This window comes from Pedobacter caeni (assembly GCF_900129215.1).
GTDB lineage: Bacteria > Bacteroidota > Bacteroidia > Sphingobacteriales > Sphingobacteriaceae > Pedobacter > Pedobacter caeni.
On the sequence record NZ_FQUQ01000005.1, the window covers coordinates 295,057 to 316,494 of the forward strand.

The window sequence follows — 21,438 nt, forward strand, 5'->3', positions numbered from 1 at the left end:
GATGAACAAATTAGTTGGAATAGTGCTGATTGCCCTTGGGGCAGCGGCTTGCACTGCAGATTACAAAAAAGAACGGGATGAAGTCATGCAATTTCATGACCTGGTAATGGGAGATCAGACTGCAGTAGTGAACTACCAGATGAAACTGGATACTTTATTGAAAGACCTGAAAGGGCTAAAAGCAAAATATCCGGAACTGGATACGGTCAAAGAAAAAGAAACCATGAAGGCTTTGCTGACCGATCTGACCACTGCAGAAGACAGTATGAACGATTGGATGCATAAATTTGAGCCTGATGTAACGGGCAAATCAAATGAAGAATCTATCAAATACTTCAAGGAAGAGAAGGTGAAGATCAAGCGGGTCGACAGCCTTTATAAAAAAGAAATCAAAGCGTCCGGGGCCTACCTCAGTAAATTCAAAAAATAATGAGAGTAAACTACTTAACCTGTCTTTTCTTATTGTTTCTTCTTAGCTGTAAAGAAGCACCAAAACGCCTCCCTTTTTTACAAATGGAACAGTCCGAGCGGGTCGTTGATGGTAAAACGGTAATAGATACCGTTTATAGAACGATTCCCGCATTTAAACTGTTAAATCAGGATAGTACAGTGGTCACAGATAAAGACTTCAATGGAGCGATCTATGTGGCCGATTTCTTTTTTACCACCTGTCCAACCATTTGCCCGGTCATGCACCGCAACCTGCTAAAGGTCTATAAAAAATATGAGGGAAATCCGGAAGTAAAACTGGCTTCTCATACGATAGATGTGAAGTATGATGTTCCCTCAAGGATGAAAACCTACGCAGATAAGCTTGGAGTAAAAGGAACGCAGTGGGAATACCTTTGGGGCACCAAAGAAGAGATCTATGGCCTTGCAGCGCGTAATTATATTGTAGCTGCCAAGGAAGATAAAAATGTACCCGGTGGCTTTATGCACCAGGGATACCTCATCCTGGTGGATAAAGAAAAACGAATCCGTGGTGCCTATGACGGTACTTTGGATAAAGAAGTGAAAAAACTAATGGAGGATATGGACATTCTATTAAAAGAGTATAAGAAATGAGAAAACTAATGATTGTTGCAATGGCCTTGTTGTTCAGTACAACTGCCTTTAAATCTAATGGTAATCCTGTTAAATCTGTTGGTAATCTTGCTGAATCTGCCCGTAATTCTGCACTGTTTGCTGCTCAGCAAGTCCAGACGGATACCTTGAAAACTGATGCAAAAGACCCGGTATGCGGAATGAAAGTAAAAAAGGGAGCTACCCTGACCCATACCCATGATAAAACCACTTATGGTTTTTGCAGTAAAAGCTGTAAAAAGAGCTTTGTGAGCAACCCGGATAAATACCTTAAAAAATAAGTGATGTTCAGGAGTTTAACCGCTGTAATTTTATTGATCAATATGCTGCTGGCACAATTCAGCAGTGTATTCATCTATGCGGGTTTTGAACTCAACCAGCAATATATTGCCAGTACGCTTTGCGAAAACAGGGACAAACCGGAAATGCATTGCAATGGTAAATGTTACCTGACAAAAAAACTGAAACAGGCAGAAGAGAAAGAGAAAAGACAGGAAAGAGAAACACAGAAGAAAAGTACAAATGATACTTTTTTCCTGAGGTCAACGGCCCTTCTTGTCATTCCTGACTATTTCATGAGGAAGGTCTTTTCCAGGGAAAGACCTTTTGACCTGCCGGAAAGTATTGCTGAAATTCTACACCCTCCTCCCGCAAATTTCATTCATTCCCCATATTTAGCAGCCTGATTTTCGATTTCATCAGTACCTAATTGTTTTCAACGGTATTTATGAGCTCATAAACTTAGTTCATTACTGTTTGTAAGCAGCATACTTATGATGGTTTCATCATTCTGACGTATTGAAAATGTATCCTGGATTTTAACCCCCGGGCTAACCGGCTGTGGAAACAATTGTCAATTTTTTTAAACCATATCCAGCTTCTTTCCCTTTTGGGATCAGGAGCGGTATGAACCAACAATTTCAATTAAAATGAAGAAATTTTTAGCAATCATCACCTTATCTACACTTTTATTTACCTCATGCTCAAAAGATAAAGATCCAGTTAACGTAGTGGAGGCAGAGGGAAAAACGACCCTGACCTTTGATGCTGTTTTCGGAAATCAGGATTTTGCCCTCAACAAGGACTTTACGGTTTCCGGTAAGACCTTTAATTTCAATAAATTCAGGTACTGGATCAGCAATGTGGTTTTGGTCAGCAGTAACGGAACAGAATTTAAAGTCCCGGGATCGTATTATTTACTCGAGGAAACCGGAGTGATCAACCTCAAAGGAGTCAACAATGACCTGCCTACAACAGTTTATCCGGCTACAAAAAGAGAGGATGTGGTGTTGAAAGACATTCCGGCCGGAGATTATAAAACCCTGAAATTTGCGGTAGGGGTAGACGCAAAATACAATGATAACCTGAGTCTGCTATCCGGAGAATTGTCGCCCCTGAACGGAATGACCAATGTTTCCTGGATGTGGTTAACGAGTTATATTTTTACCTCTGTAACTGGTAAAGTATCCGAAGGGGCAAATGCTCAAACCTTAAAAATCGAGACTGGTCTCAATACAAATTATAAAACAGTGGCCCTTGATCTTCCTCAGACACTAACGGTTAGCGGGACAAAATCAAGTCGTATTGTGCTCAATGTGGATCTGGCAAAAGCACTGGACGGCCTGGATGTGATGGCTACTCCTGTAGTGGGTGCTTCACAAGGTACAGTCATGGCTGCTGTGGCGACAAATTATGCGACAAAAGTATTTACAGTTAAATCGCTGAACTAAGGCTCATGTCCGGCAATTCTCCTTTTTTCCGTATTGCTGCTGGCTTTTTCTTTCTGTCAGCGCTGATTTCCTGTAAAAAGGAGGCGCTGCCGGAAGAACAGACCACATTGCTTCATGAACTTGAACTGGCCGTACCCCCGCATTTTCCACCTGTCCAAAAAGATCCCGATAACCCTTTAACTGAAGAAGGGGTTGAATTGGGGAGAATGCTTTTTTATGATGCCCGGTTATCCGGAAATAACAGGATTTCCTGTGCCTCCTGTCACCATCAGGAGCTGGCTTTTTCTGATGGCATTGCACTTAGCAATAAAGGGGTTTCCGGAATGGTACTGCCTCGCCATGCACCGGTTTTGTTTAATCTGGCATGGGCAAAACAGGGCTTGTTTTGGGACGGTGGTGCTAAAAACCTGGAATCCCAGGCTTTCGGACCTTTGACAAGTGAAGACGAGATGCATCAGGATTTATATGAGCTGGAAAGGGAACTAAAGGCCATCCCGGATTATGTAAGCCGGTTTAAACGGGTCTTTAAGCAGGAAATCAGGTCGGCAGATGTGGTGAAAGCATTGTCGCAGTTCCAGCGGACCCTGATTTCAGGGGGGGCAGGCTATGATCAGTACATCCGGAAAGAAGCCGGGCTTTCTTCTGCAGAGTTGAATGGGATGAACCTGGTACTGGCAAAATGCAGTGCTTGTCATACAGGGCCATTGTTTACCGACCAGGGTTTCCATAACAACGGACTTGACATGGTGTTCAGCGAAGAGAAGGAAGGCATATATCAGGGGCATTTCCGGGTGAGCTTTAACCCGGCAGACATGGGGAAGTTTAAAACACCTTCCCTGCGGAATGTAATGCTGACTGCCCCATATATGCATGATGGACGGTTTAAAACAATTGAGGAAGTGTTGGAACATTACAATTCCGGGCTGAAGACTTCTGCTACACTTGATCCCGGGCTTTACCAGAATCATGGAGCAGCGGGGATACCACTCAATGAAACGGAGAAAAAGGAGATCATCGCCTTTCTGGGAACCCTGAGTGACGAATCATTTATACATAATAAGAAAAAAGGAAATCCATTGACGCTTTAAAAACAACAAATAATGAAGCCATCATCAGCATATCGTTTACAAACCGTAATGAATGTTCAGGATGGCTTTATAACCACTAGAAACAATATAGAATAATGAAAAATAACATAAAACACACCGCATGGATGCTGCTTGGCAGTATGCTCATCATCTTATCTGCCTGTTCAAAAAAAGAAGCTCCGGCACCTGAGTTTGTCGAAACAAATCTGGCTCCTTTTTCTGTAGAGTTTGATAACATCGTCGGCGAACGTACCTTTTCCATCAACAATACCGGAAGCCCCTATACCAACGCTTTAGGAGAAAAGTTCTCCATTTCTTTTCTGCAGTATTACATCAGTAATATTAAAGTGGCCACTGCTTCTGGTCAGGAGTATACGGTGAAACAGGATGAAAGTTATTTCCTGATCAATGGAGGGGATAAAACCACGCGTTTCGCAAAAGTAAAGGTACCCGAAGGAGATTATACCCGTTTAACTTTTACCATAGGGGTGGATAGCTTAAGAAGTACCATGCCAGTAGAAAAAAGGACCGGCATCCTGGATCCTGCATATGGTGGTGGTCATGATTCCGGGGGCATGTACTGGGGATGGCAAAACGGTTATATCTTTTTCAAATTCGAGGGGAATTCTGCCGTGATTTCTGATGATAAAGATGGCGACCCTTCAGGTAAAAAGCAATTCAAATACCATATCGGAGGCTTTGGTGGCTATAATGCGCCGACATTAAACAACATCAGAACGGTAACTGTAGATCTGAAAGCTGCCGGAATTGCGAAGGTCAGACAGGACCGTCAAAGCAACGTCCATCTTTTTGTGGATGTGATGAAAGTGTTCAATGGAAAACAGGGCTTTAGCATTGCTGCGCATCCGAACGTGATGTTTGGTGATTTCAGTGCCAATATTGCAAATAACCTGACCGAAATGTTCAGACATGACCACACTGAAAACTAAGCGCCATGAATAAAAAACATTGGACAACCCTTTTTCTGATGGGTATGTTTATTCTGGCCTGTAAGAAGGATGTGGTCCTGAAAGACAATCCGGTGATTGAGGAGATCGCAAAGTTCCTTGGTTTTCAGAAGCCGGCTAATTTTCCGGAGCCTGTGTATAATTTCGCCAACAATAAGGTGACTAAGGAAGGTTTTGAATTGGGACGGGCGCTGTTTTATGAGCCAAGGCTGTCCAGGAACAATACCATCACCTGTGGGTCCTGTCATATTCAGTCCTCGGCCTTCACACAACACGGACATGATGTAAGTCATGGGATCGACGACCGCCTGGGAACGCGCAATTCCCCGCCGATTATGAACCTTGCCTGGAATAAATCATTCATGTGGGGAGGAGGGATTTACGACCTGGATCTGCAGCCAATTGCACCCATTACCACGCATGAGGAAATGGATGAGAAACTGGAAAATGTATTCAACAAACTTCGTCAGATGCCGAAGTATACGGACTTGTTTAAACGCGCTTTTGGAACGGAAGAGATCAGTACTGCAAGATTTATGAAAGCCTTATCGCAGTTTATGCTGATGTGTGTCAGCAGCAATTCCAAATATGATAAGGTAATGAGAAAAGAAGACAATGCTGTTTTTACTGCCGATGAACAGGAAGGATATACCTTGTTTAAACAAAAATGTGCTTCCTGCCATAGCGAACCCTTGTTTACAGATGGTTCTTTCCGGAACAACGGTTTAGGGCCAAGCCCGATCAATGATCAGGGATTGTACCTGGCCACCCTCATCAGCACAGATAAGTATAAGTTTAAAGTGCCTTCTTTGAGGAATTTGCGTTTTACGGCTCCTTATATGCATGATGGACGGTTTTTGAGCCTTGCAGGTGTACTTGAGCATTATAATTCGGAAGTTCAGAATACACAAAACCTTGATCCCTTGTTAATTCAGGGAGACAAAAGAGGGATTGGATTAACGGAGAATGACAAGACCAAACTGACCGCCTTCTTATCCACTTTAAATGACGAAGAGTTCATCAATAACAAACTCTTAGCTGAACAATAATGAGGTATTCAGCAGAGTATACTACTGAAGCAATCATCAGCGTATCACTTACAAAAAACAATGATTGCCGGATCACCATTAAAAAACAATTACAATGACAAAGAAAATACTAATTAGCCTGATGCTCCTGTTCTCCATTACCTTTTCCGGCTTTGCCTGTGATATTTGCGGCTGTGGGGTAGGAAGTTATTATCTGGGCATCCTGCCAGAGTTTAACAAAAGGTTTATAGGGTTAAGGTACCAGCACAAATCCTTACAGACCCACCTTGGCCCATTGGGACAAAGAACGCCGATTACTGCAGATGAAACTTACCAGAGCGCGGAGCTTTGGGGTGGATGGAATATAGGAAGCCGTTTTAGGATCCTGGCTTTTGTACCTTACAATTTCAATAAAAGGGAAAGCCAGACCGGTAACGGCACGAAAAACGGGCTTGGAGATATTGCCCTGATGGGTTATTATAAACTATTGGACCATAGCGGTACCCTTGGCGAAAGGCTACTGGTGCAATCGGTATGGATTGGAGGAGGAATAAAAGTACCTACCGGAAAGTACGAACCTTCAGAGCGACTGGCCATTCAGGAATCTCCCAATAATTTTCAACTGGGAACAGCGAGTACCGATTTTACGCTGAATGCAGCTTACGATATCCGTTACAATGACCTGGGCCTGAATACAAATGTCAACTATAAGATCAATACGGAAAACAAATACAATTACCGTTATGGCAATAAGCTGACGGCCAATATGCTGGCTTATTATAAGTTCCGGCTGGCAAATGTGGTGACGGTAGCTCCCAATGCAGGTATACTCTATGAAACTGCAGACAAGGATGTAGAAAACAATAAATACAATGTTGCAGTATCCGGTGGTTACTCTTTATCCGCAGTAATGGGGGTAGAAGTTGCCATGAAAGGGCTTTCCTTTGGTGCCAACTATCAGAATGTACGCTCCCAGGACCTTGCAGAGGGTAGGGCAAAAGCCGGAAACAGAGTGATGGTACACATGTCCCTGCCATTTTAAGTTTTCTTTTTTTTTGATTACAAATCACCCGGCAGGAATGATGTAAATCCTGCTGAGTGATTTGCTTGTTAAGATCAGATAATTTTTTGTCGTCCTTTGACTTTTATTGTTAAATTTGTTAGGACCAGACCAACTAACCTATCCTGACTCCTATATGAATCTTTCAGTCCTGACAGATGATGAACTGATCGTTCTTTTTAAAGACGGTAGTGAACGTGCGTTCCGGGAGATCTATACCCGATATTGGAAAGGCGTGTTCCAGGTAGCGTATAAAAAAACGCATTATAAGGAGCTGGCTGAAGAACTCACTCAAAATCTTTTTGTAGACCTTTGGCACAGACGGGAGAGTGTCAAAATTGTTTCCATCAGCAATTACCTTTTCGGAAGCCTGAAATACAGCATCATCAACCATTACAAGTCTCAGCTGGTGAGGGAGAACTATCAGGATCACCTGAAGGTTGTAAAAAATGATACCGTAGAAAATACAGACTACCTGCTCATGCTCAATGAATTGTCGGGAGCGCTAAATGATGGGATCGCCAGATTACCCAAAAAAACAGGAGAGGTGTTCAAGCTGAGCAGACTGGAACATTATTCTGTAAAAGACATTTCCAGAGAGCTGAACATCTCCGAGAAGGCCGTCGAATACCACATCACCCAATCCCTCAAATCCATGCGCTTTCATTTAAAAGATTACCTCTTTTTACCGCTTCTCCTGAGCCTGTTTCTATAAATCGCAAAAATATTTTTATTTTCTTTAGGGATAGACCTGCTTTAACTTACATATAGTTTAAAAGCTATAATAATGAGTAGAGAAGCATTTCATCTTTTATTGGATAGATACCTCCAGGGAAAATGTACAGATGAGGAAAAACGGATTGTTGAAGAACTTTACGGAATGCTGGATAAACAGGACCTGGAAGAGATCAATTCCAGGGAAATCAATACCATGGAGCAGAAGCTGTGGGACAGGATCCATGTAGATATCTCTAATCCGGATGTGGTCACAACCCCTCTTGCCGAACCTGCTAAAAGACGATCTCCGGTAATTTGGACTGGAATTGCAGCAGCTGTAGCCGGTTTTCTGATCATTACCGGATACTTGTTTTTTAAAGAAGAAAACCAGGTGCCGATATTCCTGACTCCGGCGTCTGCACAGTTGGTTAAAGAATGTACCAATACCTCAGGCAAGCAAGAGAAAATTATTTTTGAAGATGGCAGCTCCGTCATCCTTGAAGCCAATTCAGTACTTCGCTATCCGGCACATTTTAGCGCAGAAAACAGAGAAGTTACACTGGAAGGCGCTGGCTTCTTCCAGATCAGTAAAGATGCTTCCAGGCCTTTTATGGTGTATAGTAAGGATGTGGTTACTAAAGTTCTGGGAACCAGTTTTATGGTCAATACAAATGCTTCGGGCAAAGTTACGGAAGTTTCTGTGCGGACAGGCAAAGTTCAGGTTTCGCCGGTTGCCGGCAGACTGGCCATTGTTAAAGGAATTTTGGGCACAGATAAAGTGGTTTTACTAACACCCAATCAGAAAGCTGTCTTTAGTAATGATCAGAAAGTATTTGAGAGAACACTGGTCAACAATCCGGAACCGGTTTATGCCATTGCCAATAAAGCAGATAAAGAGGAAGTCAAAGATCTGTTCTCTTTTAATGATGCCCCATTGACGGAGGTGATCTCAAGATTTAAAAAGGCTTATGGAATAGACTTTATCATTGATGACCAGGCTTTATATAACAATACTTTCACTGGCGACCTTTCTGAGCAAAGTTTGTACAACAGGCTTGATTTTCTGTGTGAATCGATAAAAGCCAGCTACGAGATTTCAGGAACGAGCATTATCATTAAGAACAAAAAATAACAGAGACCATAGATTTGAACCAGCATCGTTGCGGGACCTTGCCGGAGAAAATCACAGTGATAAAACGTATTAAACCAGTTCATCAACCAACTGGCTGATCAACCAACTGGCTGATTAGCCAACTGACAAACAAACTAATCCAATTAACCAATTACCCCAATCAATCAATTAACCTTAAACCAACCTAACCAACAGCGTATGAAAAAGAGAAACTTTTACTAGAAAAAACTCCAAAAAAAAACTGACAATGTTGCGGGACATTGCCAGTTAAATTGATTCTGAACGAAATTTTCACATTAACGAACAAAACTTCTAAAGGTATGAATAAAAAGCGATTTGTTGCTTTAATAATAACAGCAATGAGAATATCTGTAAGCCAAATATTTCTTGTGATCTTATTTACCTGTAGCTCCTTTGCGAAAAACGTAGAGGCACAGGGAATACTGAACAAAGAAATTTCTATAAATATTACTGAAGGTAAAATCAAACAGATCTTAAAGGAAATTCAAAACCAGACTAAGGTAAAGTTTATTTACAGCCCTTCGGTGATCAGATCCGAAAGGATTACCTCTCTGAATGTAGTCAACAGAAAGCTGGGGGATATTCTGGCGGAGACATTGGCTCCGCTAAACATCACTTACAGGGTGGTGGACCAGCACATCTTACTATACGACAGGGCAAGCTTTGCAGCTGCTGAAGCCGAAGCACGAAAACCACAAATAGTGATCAAAGGACAGGTGAGCTCTTTAAAAGGAGAAACCCTGCCGGGAGTAAGCGTAAAAATTAAAGGAACAGCAACCGGATCTATGACTGATGCGAACGGTAATTATTCCATTACCACGACGGCAACAGATCCTGTCCTGGTATTTACTTACATTGGCTTTAAAACAAAAGAAGTCCCTGCTGCAGGAAAAACCACCCTCAATGTACAACTGGAGGAAGAAGAAACTTCCTTAGGTGAAGTCGTGGTGGTGGGTTATTCCACGCAAAGGAAAAAAGACCTTACCGGAGCAGTTTCGGTGGTCAATGTATCTTCCATGATCAAACAACCTGTTTCTTCGGTGAACAACCTCTTACAGGGGCAGGCTTCAGGAGTAACGGTATTGGGATCCGGACAGCCGGGCGAAGAACCTCAGGTGAAAATCAGGGGGATCAATACCTTCGGAAATAACAGTCCGCTGTATGTGGTCGATGGAGTACCAACACAAAGCACTGCAGACATTAACCCAAATGACATTGAATCTGCACAGGTGCTTAAAGATGCCGGATCGGCCTCGATCTATGGATCAAGAGCTTCAAACGGTGTGATCATCCTGACCACTAAAAAAGGAAAAGGAAGGGTACAGGTGAGCTACGATGCCTATTATGGTAGCCAGCGTCCAAAAAAAGGAAATGTCTGGGACATCCTTAACCCACAGGAAATGGCAGATTTAAAACGCCAGATGCTGATCAATTCCGGAGAAACCAACCTTTCGGATACATTATATGGAAACGGACCAAGATATATCGTACCGGATTATATCCTACCATTAGGCGCTAAACCTGGTGATGCAGCCGTAAATCCGGCGCTATATAAACTGAAGCCGTTTTTTAACTCTGCGGAATATGATGAGTTTTACCGGATCACAAAGGCCAACAAAGAAGGGACAAACTGGTATGAGGAGATTTTTAGAAATGCACCGATCACAAGTCACAATGTAGCCATCAGTGGTGGTTCAGATCTTGGAAGTTATCTTTTCTCAGCAAACTATTTCAATCAGCAGGGAACGCTAATGGAAACTTATCTGAAAAGATATACGATCCGTTCCAATACCCAATACAACATCGGAAAAAGAGTGAGGGTAGGAGAGAACCTTTCTTATTCCATCACTGACAATCCTAAAATCGGAGGATTGACAGGCGATAATGCCATTGGTCATGCCTTCCGTCAGCAGCCAATTGTACCGGTATATGATATCATGGGCAATTTTGCCGGTTCTTACGGAGGTAAACTTGGTGATGCTTATAATCCGGTAGCCATGCTCAGCCGGACAAAAAACAACAAAGCTACCGATAACAGGTTATTTGGAAACGTCTTTGTAGAAGTTGATTTGCCTGCATCGCTGACCTTGAGAAGCTCTTTTGGAGGATCGAATACTTCCGGAATCAGCAAATCATTTGTGTATCCTCAGTATGAGAATTCTGAGAACAACACCAGCAATACTTATGCAGAATCTTCTTATGCAGGATTTGATTATACCTGGACAAACACCCTTTCTTTTAACAAAAGGTTTAACCAGCACAGTTTAAAAGCTGTAGTGGGTACAGAATACGTGAGAGACCGTTACAACACCCTGGGTGGAAGTAATAAAGGTTATTTCTCTTTTGATCCTGATTACACCAATTTAAATACAGGGAGCGGGCCTAAGGATTCTTATAGTGAAAGGGAAGCAAGTACGATGTTTTCCCTGATCGGACGCGTAGATTATAGCTTTAATGATAAATACCTGATCGGTGGAACGCTCAGAAGGGATGGATCTTCTAAATTCCTGCAACACGTTTATGGCTGGTTTCCGGCTGTGAGTGCGGGATGGAGGGTTTCTCAGGAATCTTTCTTAAAAGATATCAAATGGCTGACCGACCTGAAAATCAGAGGGGGCTGGGGAATCATGGGAAATCAACTGAATGTAGGTCAGGGGAACTCCTTCGATACCTTCAGTAGTGCAATCGCACCTTCTTATTATGCCATTGGTGGCGGAAATACAGTGGTTGCCGGTTTCTACAAAAATCAAACGGGTAATCCCGGTGCGAAATGGGAGAAAAACACCAATGCCAATATTGGTTTAGATGCGACATTATTTGATGGAAAGATCGAAATCTCCGCAGATTATTACCAAAAGAACATCACCGACCTATTGTATAACCCGGAAATGATTGCCACCTCAGGTGCTTCAAATTCACCTTTCATCAATATTGGAAAGATGAGAAACCAGGGACTTGACCTGTCACTATCCGGACATACCAATATCACCAAAGATTTAAGACTGGATGCAACGGCAACCATCACTACTTATGATAACCTGATCCAGAAGGTGTCTGCTGATGCCAATTACTATGACCTTGATGGAAGGCGTTTCGATGGAAGTAATATCGTACGGAACCAGGTTGGGCATTCAGTAAGTGAGTTTTTTGGATATAAAGTGGCCGGGTTCTGGAATTCTCAGGAGGAAATTGATGCGGCAGACCTGAAATTACAAAAGGACCGTTCCGATCCTGGTTTAGTATATCAGAATGCTGTGGCCCCTGGCCGTTTCAAATACGAAGATGTAAACGGAGATGGCATCATCAATGCCGATGACCGTACTTTTCTTGGAAATGCAAATCCTGATTTTAGTTATGGACTGAATCTTGCATTAACGTATAAAGCTTTTGACCTGAGCATGTTCTTCTACGGGGTTCAGGGCAACTCCATATGGAACCAGGTGAAATGGTGGACCGATTTCTCGTCTTCATTTGGAGGAGCAAAAAGCCATACCGCATTGTATGATTCCTGGACACCGGAAAATAGAAATGCTAAAGCACCAATTCAGGAAAAAGATCAGTCATTCAGCTCAAATGGGGTTCCTAACTCTTATTTCGTAGAAAAAGGTTCTTACCTCAGACTTAAAAATGCACAGATCGGTTATACTTTACCAGAAAAAACCTTGCAAAGATTAGGTGTAGGACGGTTAAGGGTGTACATCTCTGGAGCCAACTTGTTTACTATTACAAAATATTCAGGTCTGGATCCCGAAATCGGTACTTCGAGTGCTACGGATAACCCAACAGCCTACGGTGTGGATGAAGGCGCTTACCCAAGTCAGCGGACCTTCCTCTTAGGTTTAAATTTAAAATTTTAATTATTTAACGATTTAGACAGATGAAAAGATCAACATACATATTGTTAACTGTATTGTTTTTTACAGCACAGCCATTTTTCTCCTGCAAAAAGGCCTTGCAACAACCGCCTTTGGGCTCTTTGACAGAAGAAATTATTGCCAATAAAAATGGGGTAAACAACCTGCTGATCGGGGCATATGCTGCTCTGGATGGTATGCAGGGAGACAACGCGGCCTTAGGTGGTGGCGATGCATGGACAGGTTCACCGAGCAATTGGGTGTTTGGCGCAATCGCCGGCGGAGATGCTTCGAAAGGAAGCGATGGGGGAGATCAACCGGCCATAGATCCCATTGCCAAGTTTTATTCAGATGCCACCAATGCTTATTTTAATGGAAAATGGAAAGCATTATATGAAGGGGTGACCAGAACAAATAACGTATTGATTGTGATGGCCAAGGCCACGGACCTGACAGAAGCGGAGCGTAAAGAAATCGCGGGACAAGCGAGATTTCTAAGGGCACATTATTATTTTGAACTCAAGAAAATGTGGAACATGGTGCCCTGGATTGATGAAAGCACAACCGTGTTTAACCAGCCAAATAATACCGATATCTGGGGGAAAATAACCGATGATTTTAAATATGCATACGAAAACCTCCCTGAATCCCATAAAGAAATAGGAAGGGTAAACAAATGGGCAGCGGGTGCTTATCTCGCTAAATCTTACCTGTTCCAACGCAAATTTCCTGAGGCAAGAACCATATTTGATGTGGTAATTGCACAAGGAAATACCACTAGCGGCATGAAATACCAACTGAATGAAGAGTTCTCGGACAATTATAAACCGAGCAAAGAGGACAATTCTGAAGTTGTTTTTGCCATTCAGATGGCGGCAAACGTAGATCCTGACGGACCTTCACATGGGAATAATGGCGATATGCTGAACTTTCCGTACGGTGATAGCCCTTTCGGCTGCTGCGGGTTCTTCCAGCCATCGATAGACCTGGTGAACCGTTTCAGAACAAATGAGCTGACCGGATTGCCTTACCTGACTGACTTTAATGAGCATCCTGTTAAAAATGATATGGGCGTGAACGGAGGAGCTCCATTTGTGCCGGATCAGGGACCATTAGATCCAAGGCTCGACTGGACTGCAGGAAGGCGCGGAATTCCATACCTGGACTGGGGGCTATACCCTGGAGAGCCATGGATCAGAGATCAGAAATATGGTGGCCCTTATGGTCCTAAAAAGAACATTTACTGGCAGGCAACCCGGGCTACTGATGAAGATAAAGGGACCTGGGCACCAGGCTCAGCCATCAATTACCTGGTGATCCGTTTTGCAGATGTACTGCTGATGGGTGCAGAAGCGGAAGCGCAGGCGGGATCACTGAGCAAAGCACAGGAATATGTCAACATTGTAAGGGCGCGTGCAGCCAATCCTAAAGGCTGGGTGTATAAATATAAAGATGATGCGAAACCACTGGATGGCTTTTCAACTGTTCCTGCAGCGAATTATAAAGTAAATGAATATCCTTCCGGTGATTTTTCATCCAAAGGAAAAGATTATGCGTTAACGGCCATTTATTTTGAAAGGAAACTAGAGCTGGCAATGGAAGGTCACCGTTTCTTTGATCTCGTACGCTGGGGGATCGCCGAGCAGGAACTCAATGCTTACTTTAATTATCAGGGGAAAATAACTGCTGATGTAAGAAACGGGAAATATACCAAAGGTAGAAACGATTACTATCCGATCCCACAACGACAAATTGATTTGAGCCAGTTAAATGGTGCCCCGGTTTTAAAACAAAACTCCGGTTATAATTAGGGCGAAATTGATCCCCATTTCTTATCCCTATAATGAGACAGGGGCGGATGCCCCTGCTCATTATTTGATTTTTTATTCCTAACTTCCTCCTTAAATGAACCAACCACAACGTTTTTTATCACTCGATGTATTTCGGGGAATGACAGTCTGTTTTATGATCATCGTCAACACCCCTGGAAGTGGGGCCAAACCATTTGCCATGCTGGAACATGCTGCCTGGCACGGATTTACACCCACAGATCTGGTCTTTCCTTCTTTCTTGTTTGCTGTAGGCAATGCCATGAGCTTTTCTATGAAAAAGTTTGCCCTGATGAAAGATCAGGAAGTATTAATGAAAATATTCAAACGGACCCTGCTGATTTTCCTGATCGGATACCTCATGTACTGGTTTCCGTTTTTTCGTTATGATGATGCCGGTGGAATCAGCTTTTCTCCAATCGGAAACACCCGGATTTTAGGGGTATTACAACGTATAGGTTTGTGTTATGGCATCGTTTCCGTGATGATTCACTACCTTTCCACCAAATGGGTAACCCTGCTCAGCGTATTGTTCCTGATTGGCTATTGGCTGGTATTGTTGTTTTTTGGAGATCCTGCCGATCCTTTCAGCATGACCGGAAATGCAGGCCAGTACCTGGACCTGTTCCTGCTCGGAGATACTCATCTTTACCATGGTGAAGGCATCGCCTTTGATCCGGAAGGAATCCTCAGTACCATTCCTTCCTGTGTAAATGTGATCATCGGTTATTATGCAGGCCGTTTTATTCAGGAAAAAGGAAAAGGTTTTGAAAGCATTGCCAAATTACTGCTGGCTGGTGTATTGCTCGTTTTCCTGGCATGGTGCTGGAATTCGGCCTTTCCAATCAATAAAAAACTATGGACGAGTTCATTTGTATTGATTACCTGCGGACTCGACCTGATCATTATTGCGGCACTCATCTATATCATCGAAGTAAAAGCATCCGTCAAATGGACCGGATTCTTTACCGTGTTTGGTAAAAACCCATTGTTCATTTACATCGTTGCAGACCTGCTGCTGATCATCATCAATACCCTGTTTCCTAAATCCGATTTTAGCGGATGGATCAACACTGTTTTTTTCCAGACGATTGCTCCCGGACCAATAGGCTCACTGCTTTTTGCCGTCAGCTTTATGTTGGTCTGCTGGCTGGTAGGCTACTTTCTGGACCGTAAAAAGATATACATCCGGGTCTGATTTGATACGGGTACAACCTATAAACGCATACAACTGCAACCATAAACAGAGAACTAAATGAAACCATATATTGTAGGCGCTTTGCTGATCATGATCAGCATGAAGCCTGTTTTTGCTCAAAAAACAACAGCGCTAAAGGCTGAGGACCTGAGTATTGACCTGGAAATGGTCAGCACAAATGGCGGACAGGTTCAGTCGCTGTTCCACTTAAAGAACAATGGAAAAATGGCTCTTCCGGCCTCAGGCTGGAAAATCTATTTCAATTCCAGAGTCGTAAAAACCTGGGGTCCGGATTCAGTCCTTGCCAGAATAAACCATGTAAACGGGGATCTGTTCCGTTTGTCGCCATTAAAAGCATTCAAAACTCTTTCTGCCGGAGCTGCAGTTCAGTTGAACCTGGCTTCAGAATCGATGAACAATTATTCGGAACGTCCGCAGGGCTTTTACCTGGTCTGGGATAAAACACCCGATCTTGGTGAAACGATCAGCCGGGTGAATTACAAACACTTATCCAGACATTTAAAAGAAGAGCAAGCCCTTGCTGCGAAGGTGTATCAGCAGAATACATTGATTAAAGATATTCCGGAAGGAGATTTGCCCGTTGTGTTTCCAAGCCCGGCGAGTTATGTAAAACAGGAAGGCGTATTTAAGCTGACAAAAGAGGTGCGACTGGTCACTGAAGGTGTTTTTGAAAAAGAGGCCCTTGGCTTTGCAGATGAACTGGCTAAAATTTTAGGAAAGAAACCGACAGTATTAAAGCATTCAGAAGGTCCGGGGATTTTCTTGCAGCAGGTAAATTCTATAGCTAAAGAAGGTTATGAGCTGAGCATCAGTCCGGAGAAAATCCTGATCAAAGCCAGTGATGCTGCAGGTGCATTTTATGGGATACAGTCCTTAAAAACGATGTTCCCTGCGCAGTCCTGGGCAAGCGTACAGCCATTGATCAACCTTCAGGCAGCGGAGATCAAAGATGCGCCACGTTTTGGCTTCAGAGGCTTTATGATGGATGTGGGTAGGAATTTTCAACCGAAATCAGAAGTGTTAAAAGTGCTGGACCTGATGGCCTTGTATAAATTAAATGTCTTCCATTTTCATTTAACAGAAGATGAGGGCTGGCGACTGGAGATTCCGGGATTGCCAGAGTTGACCTCAGTAGGTGCAAACCGTGGCCATTCCAGCAATGAAAGAAACAGCATCCTTCCTTCTTATGGATCAGCGGCTGCTGTAGGGAAAAACTCAGGGACTGGTTTCTTTACCAGAGCAGAGTACATCGAAATTCTTAAATATGCAACGGCAAGGCACATCAGGGTGATTCCTGAAATTGAAACCCCGGGGCATGCCCGTGCAGCGATTAAATCGATGGACTCCAGGTATGCCAGGCTCATGAAAGCGGGAAAGAAAGCGGAAGCTGAACAGTATTTGTTAAGGGACCTGAATGACCAGTCCGGCTATCGTTCTGTGCAGGGCTTTGACGATAATGTGATCAATGTTGCCCTTCCTTCAACCTATGCTTTCCTGGAGAAAGTAACGGATGAACTCGTCGCCATGCATAAAGAAGCCGGAGCAGCATTGCCTACCATCCATTTTGGAGGAGATGAAGTGCCCGCAGGGGTATGGGGAAAATCAGCGGCAGCAGCGCTGTTGGCAAAAACAAATCCTGAAGTAAAAGGAACAGATGCACTTTGGTTTTATTATTTCAGCAAAATCAATCAGCTATTGAAGTCCAGAGGAATGTATTTGTCGGGATGGGAAGAAATCGGACTCCGTAAAGTGGCGGTAAACGGAGAAATGAAAATGTTACCGGAACCGCGCTTTGTCAATGAGAACTTTCATGCAGATGTATGGAACAACCTGACGGGGAATGAAGATCTTGCCTATAAAATGGCCAATGCCGGGTATAAAGTGGTGTTAACACCGGTCACCAATTTCTATATTGACCTTGCAGTAAATCCAAGTTTTGACGAAAGAGGACAAAACTGGGGCGGTTATGTAGATGTCGACAAGCCGTTTTATTTTATCCCGTACGACTATTATAAAAATGTAAAAGAAGATGAACAGGGCAATCCTGTTGATCTGAGCATCTTTAAAAACAAAGAACGTCTGACAGCGGTTGGGAAATCAAACATCGTAGGATTACAGGCTCCCTTATGGAGTGAAACGATAAAAACGCCGGCACATTTTGAGTACATGCTGTTGCCAAAACTTTTAGGCCTTGCAGAAAGGGCCTGGGCCAAAGATCCGGAATGGGCAGTTACGACGGATCCGGCAAAGGAAAAAACTTTATATGAACAGGCCTGGTCTGAGTTTGTCAATGTTTTGGGTAAAAGGGAACTTCCCCGCTTAAACCATTATTCGGGAGGATACCTGTACCGGATTCCGACGCCAGGGGTACAGTTAAAAGACGGTGCTTTGGAAGCCAACATTCAATTGCCTGGACTGACGATCAGGTATACAACTGATGGAACAGAACCTGGAAAGGAAAGTCCTGTTTATAAAAGTGCTGTTCCTTTGAAAGGGGCTGTTAAACTGCGCGCTTTTGATCCTACCGGCAGGGGAGGCCGTACCATAGAGATCAGATAAAAAATCAGAACAACCGGATATAACCGGAACAAAGGATTATAACCGGGACATCCGGACATAAAAAAACAGCGATAAATCGGGAGATCTATCGCTGTTTTAAATTGTGGTTGACCCACCACAGATCAACCTAAACCAAACAAACTGATCATATAACGGTGAATGTTGTTGAAAAGTTTTTCAATTGAAAAATAAAAACAATTTAATGACAATTGTAATCGATTTAGCGTCTATTCGGGGTTCTATGTACTATCTTGTTTATGTCCCTTGCACTATTCTTTATCATGGTATAAAAACTCCATCCCTTCAGGGGTGATAGAAGAAGAGTGCTGGACGCTGTCACGGTTGATCCGGATGTAGCCCAATCTTTCTAATTCTTCATATTGTTCTTCCATTCCTCCTAAAATTGAGGAACTAACTTGCTGGTCAATAATTTCCAGTAATGATTTCATAGCTTCTTTTTCCATGGCAATTTTATTGGTTATTGTAGCGGTGTTTTTGTTTCTACCTAAGATAACAAAAATTGTCCAATAAATTATTCTCAGGGCAGTGGCTTAAGCCTCCGGGTAGCTACTTATTCTCCAGGCAGCTACGAAACATCCGGTCGAACCCATAGATGGAAAGGCGTTTACCAATGATCACAATCTTACTTTCTCTTTTATCGCCCTCCTCCCAGGGATGGCCAGTGCTGACCGACATTCCTTTCCCAACTGTTTGCAGGATCACCCGGTTTTCGTAATTTTTATTAAATAAAATTCCTTTGATCCGGTAAACACCGATGGATTGAGTCAACAGAAAAACCATCATCCGGTGCTGAATCGCTTCTATATCCATGTCTTCCGTATACCTGAGCAGAATCGTTTCAATATCGCTATGCTGATGCTTGCGGTGTGAATTTCCCAAACCAAACTTCGGTGCTGCTGCTGTTTCAGCGGGCATCAGGTTAAACATTCCTTTAGGCGTAAGAAAGGGTTTGGGATTACTATAAAAATTAGAAAACCTTTCTCTGTTAAACAGGGCATCAATTTTGAAGTCGTTTTCCAGAGCCACCAGGATCTCTGCAAATGGGTTTAAGGTTTTCAGAATAGCTTGTAATTCTTTGAGGTAAGCCACCGACACTTTTTCAGATTTATTAAGGAGGATCACCTCACTGAAGGCAATTTGCTGAATGGCAACTTCGGTTTCTTTCAGCTGGTCTTCAATTAGTTCTGCATCGACCACACAGATGACCCTTTTCAAATGAAAACTTTCTTGCACAGACTCATTGGTCAGGAAAGGTCGGGCAATGTTTGCCGGATCGGCAATTCCGGTTGCTTCTATAACGAGGTGATCCCAGGAAGATTTCCTTAGCCACAGCTGGTTGAGGATATCATAGAGGTTGTCGTTTAAAGTGCAGCATAAGCAGCCATTGTTGAGCTCTACAATGTTGTCATCACCTTTAATGAGCAATTCTGCATCAATGCTTTCTTCGCCGATCTCGTTCTCTACAATGGCAAAGCGGGTCTTCGCCTTTCCGGAAATGATGGCGTTAAGTAAGGTGGTTTTTCCGGCACCCAGAAACCCTGTTAAAATGCTGACTTCCCTGGTTTCTTTCATTTCACCATGCGGTTAGTACCCAGATTTAACACCTGAAAGAACTCTTTTCTTCTGTCTTTTTCCTCAAATTTCCCACCATAGCTGAGGGTAGTGGTTTTGCTGCTCTGGTCTTCTACTCCACGCATGCTCACACACATATGATGGGCAGTGATGACCACGATAATATCTGCAGTACCCAGTGCTTCCTGCAGTTCCTGATAGATCTGTTTGCTCAGACGTTCCTGTACCTGTGGCCTTTTTGCATAATATTTTACGATTCTGTTGATCTTCGAAAGGCCAATCACTTTCCCATTTGGGATATAGGCAATGTGTGCTTTTCCAGGCATGGGAAGGAAATGATGTTCGCAGGCAGAGATAAACTCAATGTCCTGTTCGATGAGCATATCGCGATAACCGTATTTGTTTTCAAAGATGGAAATGCGGGGTTTATTGGCAGGATTCAATCCTGAAAACAATTCTTTAACATACATCTTTGCCACCCGGTGGGGTGTTCCCCGGAGGCTGTCGTCTGTCAGGTCCAGACCCAGCTCCTCCATGATTGCTGCAAAATGCAGGCTGATTGCGGTAATTTTTTCTTCATCTGTTTTTGAAAAAGCGTCGGCCCTTAAAGGGGTTTGTGTATTTGCGGAGAAATGTGCTTCCCCTTCAGCTTCGTAAGCTGCAAGTAGATCTTCCATTTTTTTGTATGCTGTTTTTATGGTTTAATTGCGGTCTGTTGATGATCTCCTGAATCACCTTTCGATCCGGTTAATCATCTTTCGATAGCTCTGTTTTCTTTTCAATGCAGTCGTCACATTCATCACTTTATTTCGTTTTCAATGCGGTTGCTTTGTTGAGGGTGATAGGCGCTGCTGTCGCAGCATCCACTACTTCAAGTTTCAGGATGCCTTCAATGAGCACAGGATTGGTGGTATAAGCAACAGGGGAGGCCATGTTTACCAGGATCATGGCCGGAACCCCATTTTGTCCACAAAAGAAACATTGATTGATCGGCAAAGGGGAGAGGAGAAATTGCTGTTGTTTCAGGCCTGCTTTAATGGGAATGATATAACCTTTCAGGCTAAACTCCCGGTCTTCAAAACGTTTGATCATCTCTCCGTAAACAGGAAGAATCTTGTTTTGCTTGTTCAACTCGAAATTCACCGAACCAATTACGTCCCAATTCATGGAACGGATCACATCATTAGGGTTGTGTGCTCTTTTTTGAGCAAATGCAGTGGTTGTAAAAAACAACAGGATCAGGAATAGTCGGTTTTTCATGCTTATCAACGTCATTGGGTATTGCAAACTTATATTAAATGCAACAGTATTGCAATTATACTTTATAAACTGAAATCCCGATGACTTAAAGCAGAAAAAGACCCGTTAAATGAGGGGTAAAGAGTGGTTAGCCGGAATTAAATAAGGATAAAGGGAAACAGAGCTTGGGGAATAGGAAGGCCGGGATGCTAAAACAGGATCTTGAAAGCAGAGATGAAAGATCTGGTAGGCCCAAACAAAGAAATAAACAAAGGGGAAAAAGGAAATAGGTAAACCAGGGAAAGAAGGGGGGAAGAA

The 21,438-nt window shown here is 43.1% G+C and carries 19 protein-coding genes; 15 read left to right on the plus strand and 4 right to left on the minus strand.

Annotation, left to right across the window (positions count from 1 at the left end):
• Position 1 precedes the first annotated feature (1 nt).
• The 15 genes from BUC20_RS25175 (at position 2) to BUC20_RS25245 (ending at position 18,288) form a co-directional block, all read left to right on the plus strand.
• Positions 2–430: a hypothetical protein gene (locus tag BUC20_RS25175; protein WP_073235659.1), complete on the plus strand. Its 429-nt coding sequence runs from the start codon at positions 2–4 to the stop codon at positions 428–430.
• Positions 430–1,065 carry an SCO family protein gene (locus tag BUC20_RS25180; RefSeq protein WP_073234656.1) on the plus strand — a complete coding sequence of 212 codons (636 nt, stop codon included), beginning with the start codon at positions 430–432 and terminating at the stop codon, positions 1,063–1,065. The genes BUC20_RS25175 and BUC20_RS25180 overlap by 1 nt, the downstream gene beginning before the upstream one ends.
• Complete coding sequence (locus tag BUC20_RS33620; protein ID WP_200801014.1) at positions 1,062–1,364, plus strand: YHS domain-containing protein; 303 nt, start codon at positions 1,062–1,064, stop codon at positions 1,362–1,364. Before BUC20_RS25180 ends, BUC20_RS33620 begins: the two co-directional genes overlap by 4 nt.
• A gap of 3 nt (positions 1,365–1,367) precedes the next feature.
• On the plus strand, positions 1,368–1,769 hold the full coding sequence (locus tag BUC20_RS25190) for a hypothetical protein (protein WP_073234659.1): 402 nt from the start codon (positions 1,368–1,370) through the stop codon (positions 1,767–1,769).
• A 243-nt stretch (positions 1,770–2,012) separates the two neighbouring features.
• A complete protein-coding gene (locus BUC20_RS25195; protein ID WP_073234662.1) occupies positions 2,013–2,813 on the plus strand; it encodes an MbnP family protein in 801 nt (266 codons plus the stop codon).
• Positions 2,814–2,818: 5 nt separating this feature from the next.
• A complete protein-coding gene (locus tag BUC20_RS25200) occupies positions 2,819–3,901 on the plus strand; it encodes a cytochrome-c peroxidase (protein WP_073234665.1) in 1,083 nt (360 codons plus the stop codon).
• Between the two features lie 95 nt (positions 3,902–3,996).
• The gene (locus tag BUC20_RS25205) at positions 3,997–4,851 is read left to right on the plus strand and encodes an MbnP family protein (protein WP_073234668.1); all 855 of its coding nucleotides are present in this window, start codon (positions 3,997–3,999) and stop codon (positions 4,849–4,851) included.
• Positions 4,852–4,856: 5 nt separating this feature from the next.
• Complete coding sequence (locus tag BUC20_RS25210; protein WP_073234671.1) at positions 4,857–5,918, plus strand: cytochrome-c peroxidase; 1,062 nt, start codon at positions 4,857–4,859, stop codon at positions 5,916–5,918.
• 94 nt (positions 5,919–6,012) lie between these two features.
• A complete protein-coding gene (locus BUC20_RS25215; RefSeq protein WP_073234674.1) occupies positions 6,013–6,939 on the plus strand; it encodes a transporter family protein in 927 nt (308 codons plus the stop codon).
• Positions 6,940–7,093: 154 nt separating this feature from the next.
• Positions 7,094–7,672, plus strand: a complete 579-nt coding sequence (locus tag BUC20_RS25220; RefSeq protein WP_073234677.1) for a sigma-70 family RNA polymerase sigma factor — start codon at positions 7,094–7,096, stop codon at positions 7,670–7,672.
• Between the two features lie 72 nt (positions 7,673–7,744).
• On the plus strand, positions 7,745–8,806 hold the full coding sequence (locus BUC20_RS25225) for a FecR family protein (protein ID WP_073234680.1): 1,062 nt from the start codon (positions 7,745–7,747) through the stop codon (positions 8,804–8,806).
• 359 nt (positions 8,807–9,165) lie between these two features.
• On the plus strand, positions 9,166–12,684 hold the full coding sequence (locus BUC20_RS25230) for a SusC/RagA family TonB-linked outer membrane protein (protein ID WP_159441160.1): 3,519 nt from the start codon (positions 9,166–9,168) through the stop codon (positions 12,682–12,684).
• A gap of 20 nt (positions 12,685–12,704) precedes the next feature.
• Positions 12,705–14,492: a RagB/SusD family nutrient uptake outer membrane protein gene (locus BUC20_RS25235; RefSeq protein ID WP_073234686.1), complete on the plus strand. Its 1,788-nt coding sequence runs from the start codon at positions 12,705–12,707 to the stop codon at positions 14,490–14,492.
• A gap of 94 nt (positions 14,493–14,586) precedes the next feature.
• Positions 14,587–15,708, plus strand: coding sequence for an acyltransferase family protein (locus BUC20_RS25240; RefSeq protein WP_073234689.1), 1,122 nt, complete (start codon positions 14,587–14,589; stop codon positions 15,706–15,708).
• A 57-nt stretch (positions 15,709–15,765) separates the two neighbouring features.
• The gene (locus BUC20_RS25245) at positions 15,766–18,288 is read left to right on the plus strand and encodes a family 20 glycosylhydrolase (protein ID WP_073234692.1); all 2,523 of its coding nucleotides are present in this window, start codon (positions 15,766–15,768) and stop codon (positions 18,286–18,288) included.
• 269 nt (positions 18,289–18,557) lie between these two features.
• On the opposite strand, the gene BUC20_RS25250 is transcribed toward BUC20_RS25245, so the two are convergent.
• The 4 genes from BUC20_RS25250 to BUC20_RS25265 all read right to left on the minus strand — a co-directional run bounded on the left by BUC20_RS25250 (position 18,558) and on the right by BUC20_RS25265 (position 21,141).
• Positions 18,558–18,752 (minus strand): hypothetical protein, encoded by a 195-nt coding sequence (locus BUC20_RS25250; RefSeq protein ID WP_069380720.1) that lies wholly within the window; start codon positions 18,750–18,752, stop codon positions 18,558–18,560.
• Between the two features lie 103 nt (positions 18,753–18,855).
• A complete protein-coding gene (locus tag BUC20_RS25255) occupies positions 18,856–19,881 on the minus strand; it encodes a CobW family GTP-binding protein (protein WP_073234694.1) in 1,026 nt (341 codons plus the stop codon).
• A complete protein-coding gene (gene folE / locus BUC20_RS25260; RefSeq protein WP_073234697.1) occupies positions 19,878–20,558 on the minus strand; it encodes a GTP cyclohydrolase I FolE in 681 nt (226 codons plus the stop codon). The genes BUC20_RS25255 and folE overlap by 4 nt, the downstream gene beginning before the upstream one ends.
• A gap of 127 nt (positions 20,559–20,685) precedes the next feature.
• Positions 20,686–21,141, minus strand: coding sequence for a hypothetical protein (locus tag BUC20_RS25265; RefSeq protein WP_073234699.1), 456 nt, complete (start codon positions 21,139–21,141; stop codon positions 20,686–20,688).
• Positions 21,142–21,438: the final 297 nt, after the last annotated feature.